This window comes from Methylobacterium sp. EM32, assembly GCF_040593685.1.
Classification (GTDB): Bacteria; Pseudomonadota; Alphaproteobacteria; order Rhizobiales; family Beijerinckiaceae; genus Methylobacterium.
Genome location: NZ_JBEXZS010000132.1, coordinates 1 through 14543, shown reverse-complemented (window position 1 = coordinate 14543; position 14543 = coordinate 1). Strand labels below are relative to the sequence as shown.

The 14543-nt window shown below is 72.1% G+C and carries 16 protein-coding genes; 8 read left to right on the top strand and 8 right to left on the bottom strand.

What is annotated here, in order from left to right; translation table 11 throughout:
• Positions 1 to 109: 109 nt before the first annotated feature.
• The 4 genes from ABZT49_RS17400 to pdxH all read right to left on the bottom strand — a co-directional run bounded on the left by ABZT49_RS17400 (position 110) and on the right by pdxH (position 3131).
• Positions 110 to 574: an NUDIX hydrolase gene (locus ABZT49_RS17400; RefSeq protein WP_355287487.1), complete on the bottom strand. Its 465-nt coding sequence runs from the start codon at positions 572 to 574 to the stop codon at positions 110 to 112.
• Positions 571 to 1617 carry a hypothetical protein gene (locus tag ABZT49_RS17395; RefSeq protein ID WP_355287485.1) on the bottom strand — a complete coding sequence of 349 codons (1047 nt, stop codon included), beginning with the start codon at positions 1615 to 1617 and terminating at the stop codon, positions 571 to 573. Before ABZT49_RS17395 ends, ABZT49_RS17400 begins: the two co-directional genes overlap by 4 nt.
• The gene (locus tag ABZT49_RS17390) at positions 1610 to 2332 is read right to left on the bottom strand and encodes an SDR family oxidoreductase (RefSeq protein ID WP_355287489.1); all 723 of its coding nucleotides are present in this window, start codon (positions 2330 to 2332) and stop codon (positions 1610 to 1612) included. Before ABZT49_RS17390 ends, ABZT49_RS17395 begins: the two co-directional genes overlap by 8 nt.
• Positions 2333 to 2522: 190 nt before the next feature.
• The gene (gene pdxH / locus ABZT49_RS17385) at positions 2523 to 3131 is read right to left on the bottom strand and encodes a pyridoxamine 5'-phosphate oxidase (RefSeq protein WP_355287483.1); all 609 of its coding nucleotides are present in this window, start codon (positions 3129 to 3131) and stop codon (positions 2523 to 2525) included.
• A gap of 160 nt (positions 3132 to 3291) precedes the next feature.
• On the opposite strand from pdxH, the gene ABZT49_RS17380 reads away from it, so the two are divergent.
• From ABZT49_RS17380 to ABZT49_RS17365, 4 genes are all read left to right on the top strand, one after another.
• A complete protein-coding gene (locus ABZT49_RS17380; protein ID WP_407943521.1) occupies positions 3292 to 3741 on the top strand; it encodes an RT0821/Lpp0805 family surface protein in 450 nt (149 codons plus the stop codon).
• A gap of 177 nt (positions 3742 to 3918) precedes the next feature.
• Complete coding sequence (locus ABZT49_RS17375) at positions 3919 to 4854, top strand: DnaJ C-terminal domain-containing protein (RefSeq protein ID WP_355287479.1); 936 nt, start codon at positions 3919 to 3921, stop codon at positions 4852 to 4854.
• A gap of 145 nt (positions 4855 to 4999) precedes the next feature.
• Positions 5000 to 5857: an enoyl-ACP reductase FabI gene (gene fabI / locus ABZT49_RS17370; protein ID WP_355287477.1), complete on the top strand. Its 858-nt coding sequence runs from the start codon at positions 5000 to 5002 to the stop codon at positions 5855 to 5857.
• A 151-nt stretch (positions 5858 to 6008) separates the two neighbouring features.
• Positions 6009 to 7232, top strand: a complete 1224-nt coding sequence (locus ABZT49_RS17365; protein ID WP_355287474.1) for a pyrophosphate--fructose-6-phosphate 1-phosphotransferase — start codon at positions 6009 to 6011, stop codon at positions 7230 to 7232.
• 402 nt (positions 7233 to 7634) lie between these two features.
• Here ABZT49_RS17365 and ABZT49_RS17360 read toward each other — a convergent pair whose 3' ends face one another.
• Positions 7635 to 8519, bottom strand: coding sequence for a lytic transglycosylase domain-containing protein (locus ABZT49_RS17360; protein WP_355287472.1), 885 nt, complete (start codon positions 8517 to 8519; stop codon positions 7635 to 7637).
• Positions 8520 to 8644: 125 nt separating this feature from the next.
• On the opposite strand from ABZT49_RS17360, the gene ABZT49_RS17355 reads away from it, so the two are divergent.
• Positions 8645 to 9520, top strand: a complete 876-nt coding sequence (locus ABZT49_RS17355) for a methyltransferase domain-containing protein (RefSeq protein WP_355287470.1) — start codon at positions 8645 to 8647, stop codon at positions 9518 to 9520.
• Positions 9517 to 9864, top strand: a complete 348-nt coding sequence (locus ABZT49_RS17350) for a DUF427 domain-containing protein (RefSeq protein WP_355287468.1) — start codon at positions 9517 to 9519, stop codon at positions 9862 to 9864. Before ABZT49_RS17355 ends, ABZT49_RS17350 begins: the two co-directional genes overlap by 4 nt.
• Positions 9865 to 10119: 255 nt before the next feature.
• Here the strand turns inward: ABZT49_RS17350 and ABZT49_RS17345 are convergent, their stop codons facing one another.
• From ABZT49_RS17345 to argJ, 3 genes are read right to left on the bottom strand one after another with little or no spacing between them, the layout of a single operon-like run.
• On the bottom strand, positions 10120 to 10536 hold the full coding sequence (locus ABZT49_RS17345) for a (deoxy)nucleoside triphosphate pyrophosphohydrolase (protein ID WP_355287466.1): 417 nt from the start codon (positions 10534 to 10536) through the stop codon (positions 10120 to 10122).
• Positions 10537 to 10575: 39 nt separating this feature from the next.
• Positions 10576 to 11283, bottom strand: a complete 708-nt coding sequence (locus tag ABZT49_RS17340) for an SIMPL domain-containing protein (protein ID WP_355287464.1) — start codon at positions 11281 to 11283, stop codon at positions 10576 to 10578.
• Positions 11280 to 12521, bottom strand: a complete 1242-nt coding sequence (gene argJ / locus ABZT49_RS17335; protein WP_355287462.1) for a bifunctional glutamate N-acetyltransferase/amino-acid acetyltransferase ArgJ — start codon at positions 12519 to 12521, stop codon at positions 11280 to 11282. Before argJ ends, ABZT49_RS17340 begins: the two co-directional genes overlap by 4 nt.
• 323 nt (positions 12522 to 12844) lie before the next feature.
• On the opposite strand from argJ, the gene ABZT49_RS17330 reads away from it, so the two are divergent.
• Positions 12845 to 13822, top strand: coding sequence for a LysR family transcriptional regulator (locus tag ABZT49_RS17330; protein WP_355287460.1), 978 nt, complete (start codon positions 12845 to 12847; stop codon positions 13820 to 13822).
• Positions 13823 to 13875: 53 nt separating this feature from the next.
• The coding region (locus ABZT49_RS17325) for a 4'-phosphopantetheinyl transferase superfamily protein (RefSeq protein WP_355287459.1) at positions 13876 to 14543 on the top strand (668 nt) is incomplete at its 3' end.

The window sequence follows — 14543 nt, the reverse complement described above, 5'->3', positions numbered from 1 at the left end:
GGGGCGGGGGCCTCCTTCTCGGGCGGCTTGGCCGCAGGTTTCGGCCGGCTCTGGGCGAGGGCGGGGGCCGCCGCGACGAGGCAGGCGGCCGCCAGGATGACGGCATGCCTCATCTCTCGTCTCCCATCGCCGCGAGGGCTTGTGCGATCACCCCGTGCAGCCCCTTCGTGGTCGGCAGGTCGCGCGCCTCGTCGGGCGTCACCCAGCGCAAGTCGAGGGCTTCCGGCCCGGTCGTCGGCTCGCCGGAGCGCCAGCGCGCCGCGTGGGGGTGGATCACGAAGTGGAACATCACCGCGCCGTCGCCGTCGCGCTCGATCACCTCAAGGGGATCGAGGTTGGCGACCACCTCGGCCACCACCCCGACCTCCTCGTGCAACTCGCGCAGAGCCGCCTCGGCCAGGGTCTCGCCGACCTCCACCTGTCCGCCCGGCAGGGTGTAGATCCCGCGCATCGGCGCCTGGCCGCGGGCGGCGAGCAGGACCCTGCCGTCACGCACCACCGCCGCGGAGGCGGCGATGAAGGGGCGCAACGGGTAGCGACGGCGCCAAGCCGGATCCTCGGAATCCGCGCTCAAGGCCGCGCATCCCCGTCTTGCACCACGGCGAGCCGCCCGTCGGAGAGCGCCACCACGATCCGGTTGCCGAGCACCGCGAGGCCGGGCCCGACCGGCGCCGGCAGGGTCGCCCGCGTCCGCTCGGACAGGTCCTTGCGGGAGACGTAGGCGAGGGCGGCGCGGTCGCGGGTCGCCACCACCAGCTCGCCCCCGAGGGCGGCACCGGGGGCAGAGAATCCTTTGCCGTCGCCGCTCTTGGCGATCCTGGCCGGCCTCCCGCCGGCGAGGCTCCAGTGCTCGAGCCGGCCCTCCTCGCCGCGCACCAGCAATGCGGCGGGCGTCGGGCCCGGCAGGTCGGCCGCGAGGGCAAGCGAGCCCAGCTCCGGCGGGGTCTCGGCGCGCACCCGCCAAGTCCCGTCCTGCTTGCCGTCCTGTCCGGCATCGTGGCGCCCGATCAGCGCGAGGCCGGTGCCCTCCGGATGCTCGCCCAGCGCCAGCAGGTGGAGCGACCCGTCGATCTCGATCGGACGCAGGGTGTCGGCGGCGAACACCGCACCGGGCCCCGGCGGCACCGTCGCGGTCGTGACCGGGACGGGCTTCGGGTCGGCGCTCATCGTCACCTTCTGGCGCTCGCGCACGGTCACGCCGGCGGCGCCCGGGCGCCCGTCCGGGCCCCGGCTCGGGCCCGACAGGTAGGCGCTGACCGGCCCGGCCAGCACCCGGCGGGTGCCCGGCAGCGCGCCCTTCGGCGTCTCGCCGGCGGTCAGGCCCTCGATCGCGTCGAGGGGCAGCGGCACGACCGCGACCGTGTCGCCCGACAGGGTGAGGACCGCCGCGCCGTTCTCGCCCCAGACCACCGCGACCGGGCCGGCCTTGCGCGGCAGCTGCGGCAGCCCGGCGGTGGTGACGGCGAGCGCCGCCTCGCTGCCCGCGTCGCGCAGCTGCGTCACCCGGAACGGCAGGTCGAGGAGGCTGACCCTCGGCCCGGCGGCGGCGGGCGCGGCCGGCAGCAGGAGGGCGAGGGCGGCAGGCAGCAGGAGGGCGAGCGCCCGCCGCTCAGACATGCTGTCCGCCGTTGATGTGCAGCTCGGCGCCGTTCACGTAGGACGAGGCCTCGGTGCACAGGAAGTAGATCGCCTTGGCGACCTCGTCGGGCGTGCCGAGCCGCCGCTGCGGGATCTGCGCCACGAGCTTGTCGGTGCCCGGCGACAGGATCGAGGTATCGATCTCGCCGGGCGAGATCGCGTTCACCCGCACGCCCAGCGGCCCGAAATCGGAGGCCATCTCGCGGGTCAGGCCGGCGAGCGCCGCCTTCGAGGTGGCGTAGGCCGCCCCCGCGAAGGGATGGACGCGCGACCCAGCGATCGACGTCACGTTGACGATCGAGCCGCGCGCCCGGGTCAGCTCCTCGCACAGGCCGCGGGCGAGCAGGATGGGGGCGAAGAAATTGACCTGGAAGACCCGCGTCCAGTCGGAGAACGGGGTGTCGATCGAGCCGAGCCGCGCGCCGCCGGACCCCTTCGGCGAGATGCCGGCGTTGTTGACGAGCGCGTGCAGCAGCCCGCCCTCGGCTTCGAGCCGCCCGGCCACCTCGCGCACGGCGCGGACCGTGTCCTCGGGGTCGGAGAGATCGACCTGGAGGTGGTCCTCCGGCCCCATCTCCCAGGGGCAGTTCTCCGGGAAGGGGTGGCGCGAGCAGGTGATGACGCGCCAGCCCGCCGCCGAGAAGCGCTTGACGGTGGCGTGGCCGATGCCCCGGCTCGCGCCGGTGAGCAGCATCACGCGGCGGCGTTCGTTCGACGGTTGGGCCACGGCCGTTCCTCGGGATGTCCGGTGCGGTGCGCCGACGATAGCGCGCGGCGCGAAGAGCCTCAGGGTAGGGCTCCGGGCCCCGGAAATCCAGGGCTCGCCGCGCCGCAGCAAAGCTTGCCCGCGCGGGGCGGGCTTGTCCTCAGGGCAGGCTTGCCTCTCAAGGATAGAGGCGGTTGCTCCGCCAGCCCTCGCCCTGGCGGGTGAAGCGCACCCGGTCGTGCAGGCGGTAGGCGCCATCCTGCCAGAACTCCATCGTCACCGGGGCGATGCGGTAGCCGGTCCAGTGGGGCGGGCGCGCCACGGTCTCGCCGGGAAAGCGCGCGGCCACCTCCTCCACCGCCCGCATCAGGGTCTCGCGGCTGTCGAGGGGCTGCGACTGCCGGCTCGCCCAGGCGCCGAGGCGGCTGTCGCGGGCGCGGGTGGCGAAGTAGGCGTCGGCCTCCGCATCCTCGACCTTCGTCACGGAGCCGCGGGCCCGCACTTGGCGGCGCAGGCTCTTCCAGTGCAGCACGAGGGCGGCGCGCGGGTTGTCCGCGAGCTCCATCCCCTTCATCGACAGGGTATTGGTGTAGAACACGAATCCGCGCTCGTCGGCGTCCTTCAGGAGCACGATGCGCACGTCCGGCAGGCCGTCGGCGCCGCTTGTGGCGAGCGCCATGGCGTTCGGATCCTCGGGCTCCGTGGCCTGCGCGTCGGCAAACCATTGCCGGAACAGTCCCCAGGGATCCGGGTTCTGGGTGAAATCATCTTTCGTTAACCCGTCCACGGCATCGTCCTTACCCAAGTGGCACCAGGGCCGGTCGGCCCCATGCCCGTGTGACAACCGGAACCGGGGGCGGGCCGGCGTCGCTCTCTCATGCGTCGCGGCGGGCCGTCCGGTCGTGAGAACAGGTGTAATGCGTCGCGGTGCGTGTAAAGTCGGTTCGGTGACGCTCGGGCTCGTCGTCGCGGCGAGCGCCCTGGGGAGCGTCCTGGCGATCGGCGGCTGCAGCCAGCCGCTCATCATGTTCACGCCGCAGGCGGAGGTGGCGCCGCCGGAGCCCGAGAGCACCGGCAGCATCGCGCCTGCGGCCCCCAAAAGCTTCGGCCCGGACCTCTCCGGCGAGGATTGGCGCCGCGCCAAGGCGGCGCTCTCCGTCGCCCTCGATCCCCAGGGCAACGGCCAGCCGGTGAAGTGGGACAACCCGGATTCGGGCATGCGCGGCATGGTCAACCCGACCGGGCTGCCCTTCGTCAAGAACGACGAGATCTGCCGCGGCTTCCTCGCCTCGGTGATCGGGCCGGGCGGCAACCGTTTCGTGCGCGGCACCGGCTGCCGGCCCTCCGGCGGCGCCTGGGAGCTGAAGAGCGTGAAGGCGACGACGAAGCCGGGGTGAGCCGGACGAAATGGCGCTCCTGCGGGAAGTGACGTAACCTGACCTCTTCCTGCGCCGCCTGCGTTGCAATCCGGCAACACGGTCGCCAGATACGGCTCAACATCGTTTCACGAGAGCGGCGTCGCCCAGGCGGTCACGGACCCGGGCTGGTGCCGCTCGAATCGCCATCGGATCGCCATGCGCAACCCATACGACGTACTCGGCGTGAGCCGCTCGGCCGACGAGGCGGAGATCAAGAAGGCTTTCCGCAAGCTCGCCAAGGCCTACCACCCCGACCGCAACAAGAACGACGCCAAGGCGCAGGACCGCTTCGCCGAGGTCAACCAGGCCTATGAGATCCTGGGCGACGCCAAGAAGCGCGAGCAGTTCGACCGCGGCGCCATCGACGGCGACGGCAAGCCCCGCTTTACCGGCTTCGAGGGCTTCGGCGGCGGCGGCGGTGCCGGCCGCGGCGGCGGCGGGGGATTCGACTTCGAGTCGATGGCCCGGGCCCGCAGCGGGGCGGGCGGCGGCGCCGGCGGCTTCGGCGAGGACATCTTCTCGCACCTGTTCGGCGAGGCGTTCCGCTCCGCCGGCGGGGCCGGCCGCGCCGCGCCGCAGAAGGGCGAGGACGTCGCCGCCGAGCTGACCGTCACCCTCGACCAGGTCGCCGGCGAGGCCAAGCTGCGCCTCAACCTGCCGAGCGGCCGCGAGGTCGACGTGGTGGTCCCCAAGGGCGTGGTCGACGGGCAGGTGATCCGCCTGCGCGGCCTCGGCTATCCGGGCGCCCACGGCGCCGAGCCGGGCGACGCGCTCCTGACCATCCGCTTCGCCGCCGATTCCCGGTTCCAGATCGAGGGATCGGACCTGCGCACCACCGCCGAGGTCCCGCTTGAGGACGCGGTCCTAGGCGGGCCGATCCGGATCCAGACCATGACCGGCGCGGTCGAGATGAAGATTCCGCCGATGACCAGCTCCGGCCGGGTCTTCCGCCTGCGCGGCAAGGGCCTGCCGAAGAAGGACGGCACCCGCGGCGACCTGCTCGCCACCATCGCCGTGACCCTGCCGGCCCAGGCCGACGAGGCCCTGACCGAGTTCGCCCGCAAGCGTCGGGCCGCCACCGCTGCGAGCTGAGCGCGGCGGGGGTCGGCGGCTTTACCGGAGCCGGCGCACTTCCGTCGCCCGCGGGCGTCGGTTAAGGAAACCGCTGGGGAGCCATGCACGGCCGGGTCCGACCGGCCGAGACCGGCCCCCGTGGCGGCTGTTATTTGGGTGACTCATGGCTGACTCGAACCGGGCACAGGTACAGGATGGCGGGCAGCCCCGCACCGGGCTTCTCGCCGGCAAGCGCGGCCTCGTGCTCGGCGTCGCCAACAACCGCTCGATCGCCTGGGGCATCGCCAAGAGCGCGCACCAGCACGGCGCGGAGCTGGCCTTCACCTACCAGGGCGAGGCGCTGAAGAAGCGCGTCGAGCCGCTGGCCCGCGAGCTCGACGCGGCGGTCGTCGGCCATTGCGACGTCACCGACCCGGCCTCGATCGACGCGGTCTTCGAGGCCGCCGGCCGGCATTTCCCCGAGGGGATCGACTTCGTCATCCACTGCATCGCCTTCTCGGACAAGGACGAGCTGACTGGGCGCTACATCGAGACCAGCGAGGCGAACTTTTCGAAGTCGCTGCTGATCTCCTGCTACTCGTTCACGGCGGTCGCCCAGCGCGCCGAGAAGCTGATGCCCAACGGCGGCTCGCTGCTCACGCTGACCTATTACGGCGCCGAGAAGTGGATGCCGCACTACAACGTGATGGGCGTCGCCAAGGCGGCCCTCGAAGCGTCTGTGCGCTACCTCGCCGCCGATCTCGGCCCCCAGAAGATCCGCGTCAACGCGATCTCGGCCGGCCCGATCAAGACGCTCGCCGCCTCCGGCATCGGCGACTTCCGCTACATCCTCAAGTGGAACGAGTACAACGCCCCGCTGCGGCGCACGGTGACCATCGACGAGGTCGGCGAGACCGCCGCCTACCTGATCTCCGACATGTCCCGCGGCATGACCGGCGAGATCCTGCACGTCGATGCCGGCTACCATGTCGTCGGCATGAAGAATCCTGAGGCGCCGGACCTCAGCCTCGACAAGGATTGAGAGCATCTCTCACGCACTCCCGTTCACCGCCGCCGCTCGCCCTGGCGACGTCGGCGTAGCGGGAATTTTGTGAGAGACACTGGGGGTTCAGGGCTGGACCGGCGGGCCGTCCGGCCCAATGTGGGCGTCGCGTCGTCATGCGGAGCCCACCATGTCCACCCCCAGCGACTCTCGCCAGAAGATCGCCATGCTCACCGCCGGCGGCCTCGCCCCCTGCCTGTCGGCGGCGGTTGGCGGGCTGATCGCCCGCTACACTGACCTCTCGCCCGAGACCGAGATCATCGGCTATCGCAGCGGCTACAAGGGCCTGCTGCTCGGCGACCACCTCACCGTCACACCCGAGGTGCGGGCGAACGCTGGCGTGCTCCTGCGCCACGGCGGCTCTCCGCTCGGCAACAGCCGGATCAAGCTCACCAACGTCAAGGATTGCGTGAAGCGCGGCCTCGTCAAGGAGGGCCAGGACCCGCTGAAGGTGGCGGCCGAGCGGCTCGCCCACGATCGGGTCACGATCCTGCACACGATCGGCGGCGACGACACCAACACCACGGCGGCCGACCTCGCGGCCTATCTCGAGGCGAACGGCTACCACCTGACGGTGGTGGGCCTGCCGAAGACCATCGACAACGACGTGGTGCCGATCCGTCAGACGCTCGGCGCCTGGACGGCCGCGGAGCAGGGCGCGCTCTTCGCCGAGAACATCGTCAACGAGCAGAGCGCCAACCCGCGCATGCTGATCGTCCACGAGATTATGGGCCGCAAATGCGGCTGGCTCACCGCCGCGACGGCCAAGGCCTATCGCGAGCGCCTGGACCGCACGGCGTTCCTGCCGGAATTCGGGCTCGACCGGGCGCACAAGGAGGTGGACGCGGTCTACCTGCCGGAGATGCCCCTCGACATCGCGTGCGAGGCCGCGCGGCTGAAGCAGCGGCTCGACGCGAAGGACTGCGTCACGGTCTTCTTAAGCGAGGGCGCCGGCCTCGACGAGATCGTGGCCGAGATCGAGGGACGCGGCGAGGTCTTGGGCCGCGATCCGTTCGGCCACGTCAAGATCGACACGATCAATGTCGGTAAGTGGTTCGCCGATCGCTTCGCGCCGATGATCGGGGCGGAGAAGACCCTGGTGCTGAAATCCGGCCATTTCTGCCGCTCGGCCGCGCCGAACGCGGACGACCTGCGGCTGATCCAGGGCATGGTCGACCTCGCGGTCGAGTGCGGCCTGAAGGGCGTCTCCGGGGTGATCGGCCACGACGAGGACCAGGGCGGCCGCCTGCGGGCGATCGAGTTCCCGCGCATCCGAGGGGGCAAGGCCTTCGATCCGACCGTGCCGTGGTTCACCGCCCTGCTCGACCAGATCGGCCAGGAACGGTCGCACTGACGTCGGGACCAGCCAGGAGAGCGGGCGCCCCCCGCGCCAGCCCCCTGTTACTCTAGGTGTTTGTTACGATCCCGTCGCGTCGAGTATCGGGGCCGCGTGGCCGGGCTCCGCGACCGGGGCCCGGCGGAGGAAGGGCAGGACGTTCCCGCCGGCCTCGACCGGCTCCGCTCCGGTCCGAACCCGCCGGGGTCCCGTCTCGAACGACATCCAGCGGACGATCTTGCCGTCCTGATGGCGCGCCAAATGCCGCTCGACCCGCCTCCGTGCCCAACGAGGCACGCCATCGCCGAACTTCATGGGGCTTCCCTCCCTGCTCGCCCACCACGCGATTGTTGTCGCTTTGTGAACGAAACAGGGGTGATCCCTCCTGTCATCACCCGTTTGGGTGAGACGGCGTAAACCTCAGGTTTTCAGGACGATACAGGCGCCGCCGCTGCCGCGGATGCGGCCGCACAGGGCCTCGGCGCTGGCCCGGGTCTCGGAGGGCACGCGGATGCGGTAGAAGGCGCGCGTGCCGCGGTGGCGCAGCCGCGTGCCGATGATCATCGGGCGGACATCTCCCAGGATCGCGACGTAGCGGTCGCGGGCGCGGCCGAAGCTCGCCAGCGCGATCGACTTCGAGAAGTTGCCGGCGAGCTGGACGCCCCAGGGCGCGAGCACCGCCGCGGTCTCGGCGAAGAAGGTTTCGGTGCGGCCGCGGATGCGCAACGACGCCGTGACTTGCAGGCAGCGGGTGCCCTCGGGCTCGGCGAGGTCGCTCTTGCCATCGCCCTTGGCGGCGGCGGCCCAGTCCTCGGCGCTGCGCCCGGTGATCGCCGAGACATAGGCCCGGGTCTCGGCCGGCAGGCCGCCGGTGCCGGCGAGCCAGGCCGAGACCCGGCCGGGCCCGCCATTATAGGCCGCCGCCGCGAGGCCGAGATTGCCGAAGCGCCCGCGCAGGTCGATCAGGAACCGCGCCGCCGCCGGGATCGCCTGCTCGGGATCGAACGGATCGAGGAGGCCGCGTTCCTGCGCCGTGCCGGGCATGAACTGCGCCACGCCCTGGGCGCCGGCGCGGCTGACAACGCCGGGCCGGAAGCTGCTCTCGCGCCAGATCAGCCGGGTCAGGAACGCCACCGGCAGCCCCTTGGACTGGGCCGCCCCCTCGATCAGCCGGCACAGGGCCTGCTCCACCGTCTCCTCCTTGCTCTCGGCGGCGGCAGCGGCCGGCGCGGGCGCCGCCGGGGCGGCCAGCGCCGGGGAGGCGAGGGCCAGGGCGAGGAGGAGGGGAGGGAGGGTGCGGGTCACGGGCTCACCTCTACCGCGATTCATTGAACGATTCGGCAAGGTACGATTGTCGCGGGTGGCGTTTCGCGGGCCCGCGGCGCACGAGGCCCTGGCGCCGGGGGGCCCGCGGCGCCATCTAGCGGGCGATGTCCTCGCCGCTCCTGTTCGACTCCGCCCTGATCCGCAAGCGCCTCGCCCGCGCCCGCCGCGCCGGCTTCGCCGATTTCCTGGTCGCGCGGGCGGTCGACGATCTGTCGGACCGCCTCGGCGCGGTGCTGCGGGAATTTCCCCAGGCCCTCGACCTCGCCACCCCGGTGCCGGCGGCGGCGGCCTGGCTCCGGGCCAGCGGCCGGGCCGGCACCGTTACGCGCCTCGCCCCCACTGTCGAGCCCTGCAGCTCCGGCGTCGCGGTCGGCGATCCGGAGGCGCTGCCCTTCGCCGATCGCAGCTTCGACCTCGCGGTGTCCCTGCTCGCGCTCCAGCATGCCAACGACCTGCCGGGCGCGCTCGTCCAGGTCCGCCGGGCGCTGAAGCCCGACGGCCTGTTCGTCGGCTGCCTGCTCGGCGGCCGCACGCTGACGGAGCTGCGCCAGGTACTCACCCAGGCCGAGAGCGAGGTCGAGGGCGGGGTGAGCCCGCGGGTCGCTCCCTTCGCGGAGGTGCGCGACCTCGGCGGCCTGCTCCAGCGCGCCGGCTTCGCCCTGCCGGTCACCGACGTCGAGACCGTGACGGTGCGCTACGGCGATCCGTTCGGACTGATGCGCGACCTGCGCGCCATGGGGCTCACCAACGCCCTGCGGGAGCGCCGGGGAACGATGCGCCGCGCGACCCTGATGCGGGCCGCCCAGCTCTACGCCGAGCGTTTCGCCGATCCGGACGGGCGCCTGCGCGCGACCTTCGAGTTGATCTGGCTCTCGGGCTGGGTGCCGCACGAGAGCCAGCAGAAGCCGCTGCGGCCGGGCAGCGCCCAGGCGCGGCTGGCCGATGCCCTCGGCACCGTCGAACGCAAGGAGCCGTCATGACGGACATCACCATCACGCCGAATTCGCACCGCATCCGCGTGATGCTCGGCGGCACGATCGTCGCCGAGACCACCCGGGCCCTCACCCTGCGCGAGGGCACGATGCCGCCGGTCCAGTACATCCCGCGCGAGGATGCCGAGATGGACCTCTTCGCGCGCACCGAGCACCGCACGCACTGCCCGCACAAGGGCGATGCGAGCTACTACTCGCTCACGGCCGGCGGGGTCGAGCGGGCGAACGCGGTGTGGAGCTACGAGGCGCCGTTTCCAAAAGTGGCTGCGATCAAGGATCACCTCGCCTTCTACCCGAACAAGGTCGACGCGATCGAGGAGTTCAAGGATTGAGGAATGGTCGTCAGGGCCGTTCCTCTTTCCCAGAGATCGTCGATGAATTCCTCTGCGTCATCCCGGGGCTCGGCGCAGCCGAGAACCCGGGATCCATAACCGCCGAGGTCTCCTGAAGAGACGGGCAGCGTTCCGTTCCACCCTGAACCGTCGGCGGTTATGGATCCCGGGTTCCGCATTCGCGGCGCCGGGATGACGCGGAGGGTGTCAGGTCCGGTGAGACGATACCGTCGGCGGAGCCGAGTCGAACCATCTTCACGGCCCCAGCAAATCGACGATCGCCGGCAGCAGCGGCAGGTCGGCCGGGGGCATCGGATAGCTCGCGAGATCACGCGGACGGACCCATTTGAGTGCCTGGCCCTCCCGCGACTGCACGAACCCCTCCCAGCGCCGGCAGACATAGAGCGGCATCAGGAGGTGGAAGGTCTCATAAGCGTGGCTGGCGAAGCTGAGCGGCGCCAGGCACTCCGCCTTGACGGTGATGCCGAGCTCCTCGGCCAGCTCGCGGATCAGCGTCTCCTCCGGTCGCTCGCCGGACTCGATCTTGCCGCCCGGAAATTCCCACAGGCCGGCGAGCTGCTTGCCGGGCGGGCGCTGCGCCAGCAGCACGCGTCCGTCCGGATCGACGAGGGCGACCGCCACCACGAGGAGAAGCTTGAGGGGATCTGCCATGGTGTACGGTTCGCCTGACGAGGGGGGAGGCCGCGCCCGTCAGGGCGCGACCCGGTAGGTGACCTCGACGGCGGCTTCGACCGTCAGGGTGCCGGGCTCGACCGGGACGGCGAGGCCGCCGGGCGCGGCCTTCGCCGCGAAGGCGCGGGCATGCATCGGCGCCGGCGCGGTCTCCCGCGGCGGCGAGACGAGGCTCTCGAGGCGCCCGAGGCGGGTGCCCGCCGCCTCCGCCAGGGTCTCGGCCTGGCGCTTGCCATCCCGCACCGCGTCCGCCCGGACGGCATTCTCCGTCTGGCTGGGATCCGACAGTCCGAAGGCGACGCCGCCGATCCGGTCGGCCCCGCCGTCGAGCAGGCGCCGCATCACGGCGCCGAGGCGCTTGAGATCGCGCACCCGCACCGAGACGGCGTTGCTGGCCTGGTAGCCGTCTGGCACGTCCCGCATCTGCCCGCCGGGCTCACGCACCGTCTTGCTGACCGGGCGCAGGGACACCGCGGCCGTGGCGAGGTCGGGCCCCGCGATGCCGAACTCGCCAGCGAGCTCCACCACCTTGCGGGCGGCGGCCGAGTTCTGGTCGAGAGCCGCAGTCGGGGTCTGACCGCGGCTCTCCACCGCGATCTCCACCGTGGCGAAGTCCGGCGCCACCTCCCGGGTCGCCCGGCCGATCACGCTGATCCGGCCGGGCCCGTCCTCGGCGAGAGCGGGTCCTGCGAGGACGAGCGCCAGCAGGAGCGGGGCCGCCCTCACGAGCGATAATCCCCGTTGATCTCGACATAGGCCTTGGTGAGGTCGCAGGTCCAGACCCGGGCGGTGCCGGCGCCGAGGCCGAGATCGACCCGGATCGTCACCGCGTCGCCGCGCATCGCGGCGGAGGCCGCCTCCTCGTCGTAGCCGGCGTCGCGGGCGCCCTCGACGGCGACGCGCACGTCGCCGAACCAGATCGCCAGCCGGTCGCGGTCGGCGGGCTCGCCGGCCTTGCCGACCGCCATCACCACCCGGCCCCAATTGGCGTCCTCGCCCGCCACCGCGGTCTTCACCAGCGGCGAGTTGGCGATCGACATCGCGATCCGGTGGGCGGAGGCGTCATTGGTGGCGCCGCCGACCTCGACGGTGACGAACTTGCGCGCGCCCTCGCCGTCGCGGGCGACCAACTGGGCGAGCTCGATCAGGAGGTCGTCCAGTCCTTTCGCGAACGCGGCGAGCGCCGGATCCTCCACGGAGGCAACCGGGGCGTTGCCGGCCTTGGCCGTGGCGAACAGCATCAGGGTGTCGGAGGTCGAGGTGTCGCCGTCGACCGTGCAGCAATTGAAGCTCTTGGCGACGCCGCGAGTGAGCAGCGCCTGCAGCACCTCCGCCGGCAGGTCGGCATCGGTGAACACGAAGGAGAGCATCGTCGCCATGTCGGGGGCGATCATGCCGGCGCCCTTGGCGATGCCGTTGATCGTCACCTCGGCGTCGCCGAGCCGCACCCGGCGGGTGGCGAGCTTCGGGAAGGTGTCGGTGGTCATGATCGCGCTGGCGGCTTCCGTCCAGCGTTCGGCGCCGGGGCCGGTGCGGCCGGCGCAATCGGCCAGCACGCCATCGAACTTGGTGGCGTCGAGGGGCTCGCCGATCACGCCGGTCGAGGCGATGAAGACCTCGGTCGGCGCGCAACCCGCCGCCTTGCCGGCGATCTCGGCGGTGAGGCGCACCGATTCGCGGCCCTTGAGGCCCGTGAAGGCGTTGGCGTTGCCGGAATTGACCACCAGGGCCCGGGCGGACTTTTCGCCGCGCAGGGTCTCGCGGCACCAGTCGACGGCCGCCGACGGGCATTTCGAGCGGGTGAACACGCCCGCCGCCCGGGTGCCGGGATCGAGCAGGACCAGCAGCACGTCGGTGCGGCCGCGGTAGCGGATCCCGGCCTGCGCGGTGGCGAGGCGCACGCCCGCAATCGGCGGCAGGGCCGGCTGGTGCTTGGGCGCGAGCGGCGAGACGGGGTGAGACATACGAGACTCCGGTCCGCCGACGCCTCGTCGTCCGCGTCGGCGCGGCGGTGTTGCCCCGCCGAGGCGCCCTGCGTCAACCGGGCCCAAGCCCGTTCGTAGCATCGGTTGTATTTCCGGTTGTGCATGTCCGGGTTGAGGAGCCGACTTCAGAGCTGGTGTGGCGGCCGCTCACGAGCGACGGGCGCATGGGAAAATGTTTTCGCCGGGGAGTTGACGCTGGGGCGGGACGGAGATCTCTTATCTAGAGTTGCACATTGTTATCTAGAGGATCACGCACGGATCGCGCGTCCGCACGTCCCCGTCCGCCGCCCGGAGGTTCCCGTTTGGCCCACCCGCAAGTCCTTCGCGACATGGCGCTGTTCGTCGAGGTTGCAAAACGAAAGAGCTTCAGCCAGGCGGCTGTGGCGCTCGACGTGCCGATCTCCTCCCTCTCCCGGCGCATCACCCAGTTCGAGACCTCGATCGGCTTGCGCCTGCTCGACCGCACCACCCGCAAGCTGGTATTGACCCCGCACGGCGAGGCTTATTACGAGCAGGCGACGCGCCTGGTGGAGGAGGCGCAGCGCACCTTCGATGAGCTGATCGCTCAGGCGAAGGGGCCGAGCGGCCTCCTCAAGATCGCGGCGCCGCCCGACCGCTGGGTGTTGCACCACCTCTCGGTCGTCGCGCGGGACTATGCCCTGCGCTACGCCCAGGTGCGGGTGCATCTCGATCTCTGGCCCCATCTCGTCGACCTCGCCCAGGAGGGCTACGACCTCGCGCTCGCCGTCGGGGCACCGCGGGAGACCTCGATGATCACCCGCAAGGTGGCGCAGCTCGAGAACGGCCTGTTCGCCGCGCCCGGCTACCTGGACCGGGCCGGACGGCCCGTGAATCCGGCCGACCTCGCGCGGCATCAGGCAGTCATGGTCGGTCCGCCCTCCGCCTCGGGCACATCTCCGTCGGGCACTTGGCCGCTCGAACGGGAGGAGGAGACGGTATCGGCGGTGGTGGCGCGCGCGGTCTCCAGCAACAGCCAGGCCATGGCCCGGCGTCTCGCCCTCGCGGAGCACGGCATCGGCCTCCTCCAGGTGATCGACGTCGAGCAGGACGTGGAGGCCGGCCGTCTGGAGCGGGTGCTGCCCGAGTGGCACGGCCCGCCGAGCCCGATCTACCTCGTCACAACCTCGCGGCTGCTGCCGGCCAAGACCCGCAGCTTCATCGCCTTCGCGTCGCGCCAGCTCGCCGAGCAGCTGGCGCCCGGCGGCGTCGCCCTGGACGAGGCCGAGCTCGCCGCCCTCTACGACCTGCAGGAGGCGTGACGCGGACGGTTCGCCCGTGCATTAGCTCGGGCGGGCGGGGCGGCGACGTGACGATGCTCTCGAATCTGATCTTCGCGGGCGGGGCGCTGGCGGTGGCGGCCCCGGCCGACGCGGTGGCGGCCCTGCCGGCCGAGCGCCTGGAGCTTCCCCCGGACGAGGCCGCGCGCATCGCCCGCTTTCGGCAGGACCAGGACCGTCACGAGCGCACGGCGGCACACGGGCTGCTGCGCCACCTGCTCGGGACTTGGCTCGGCCGCGATCCCTCAGGGATCGTCCTGGCGCGGGAGGCCGGCGGCCGGCCGTTCCTGCCCGGGGTCCCGGGCCTCGACTTGAATCTCAGCCACGGCGCCGGCTGGGTCGCGGTCGGGCTGTCGCGTGCCGGCCGGATCGGCGTCGACGTCGAGGGCGCCGCCCGGCCGGTCGACTGGGACGGCGTGGCGCCGGTCTTCCTGCACCCGGCCGAGCTCGCCGCCTATCGCGGTCTGCCGGCCGGCGCGCGGCCGCGGCAGGCGCTGGAATATTGGTCGGTCAAGGAAGCCTGCCTGAAGGCGACCGGCGAGGGCCTGGTCGCCGAGCCCCGCTCGGTCCGGCTGACGCCGGACGGGGCGGCCTGGCGCCTTTCGCGGACGGGCCTGTCCCTGCGGGCGGCCTCGCGGGTCCTGCCGGACGGGGCGCGGTTCGCCTGGGCGGTGGAGGAGGGGGTGGAGGTGGAGGTCGTGGT

Coding starts and splice junctions, on each gene's coding strand:
- ABZT49_RS17345 (WP_355287466.1), bottom strand. CDS start 10,536: ATGGCAGATCCCCTCAAGCTTCTCCTCGTGGTGGCGGTCGCCCTCGTC.
- ABZT49_RS17365 (WP_355287474.1), top strand. CDS start 6,009: ATGTCCACCCCCAGCGACTCTCGCCAGAAGATCGCCATGCTCACCGCC.
- fabI (WP_355287477.1), top strand. CDS start 5,000: ATGGCTGACTCGAACCGGGCACAGGTACAGGATGGCGGGCAGCCCCGC.
- ABZT49_RS17355 (WP_355287470.1), top strand. CDS start 8,645: ATGTCCTCGCCGCTCCTGTTCGACTCCGCCCTGATCCGCAAGCGCCTC.
- ABZT49_RS17350 (WP_355287468.1), top strand. CDS start 9,517: ATGACGGACATCACCATCACGCCGAATTCGCACCGCATCCGCGTGATG.
- argJ (WP_355287462.1), bottom strand. CDS start 12,521: ATGTCTCACCCCGTCTCGCCGCTCGCGCCCAAGCACCAGCCGGCCCTG.
- ABZT49_RS17395 (WP_355287485.1), bottom strand. CDS start 1,617: ATGTCTGAGCGGCGGGCGCTCGCCCTCCTGCTGCCTGCCGCCCTCGCC.
- ABZT49_RS17390 (WP_355287489.1), bottom strand. CDS start 2,332: ATGCTGCTCACCGGCGCGAGCCGGGGCATCGGCCACGCCACCGTCAAG.
- ABZT49_RS17375 (WP_355287479.1), top strand. CDS start 3,919: ATGCGCAACCCATACGACGTACTCGGCGTGAGCCGCTCGGCCGACGAG.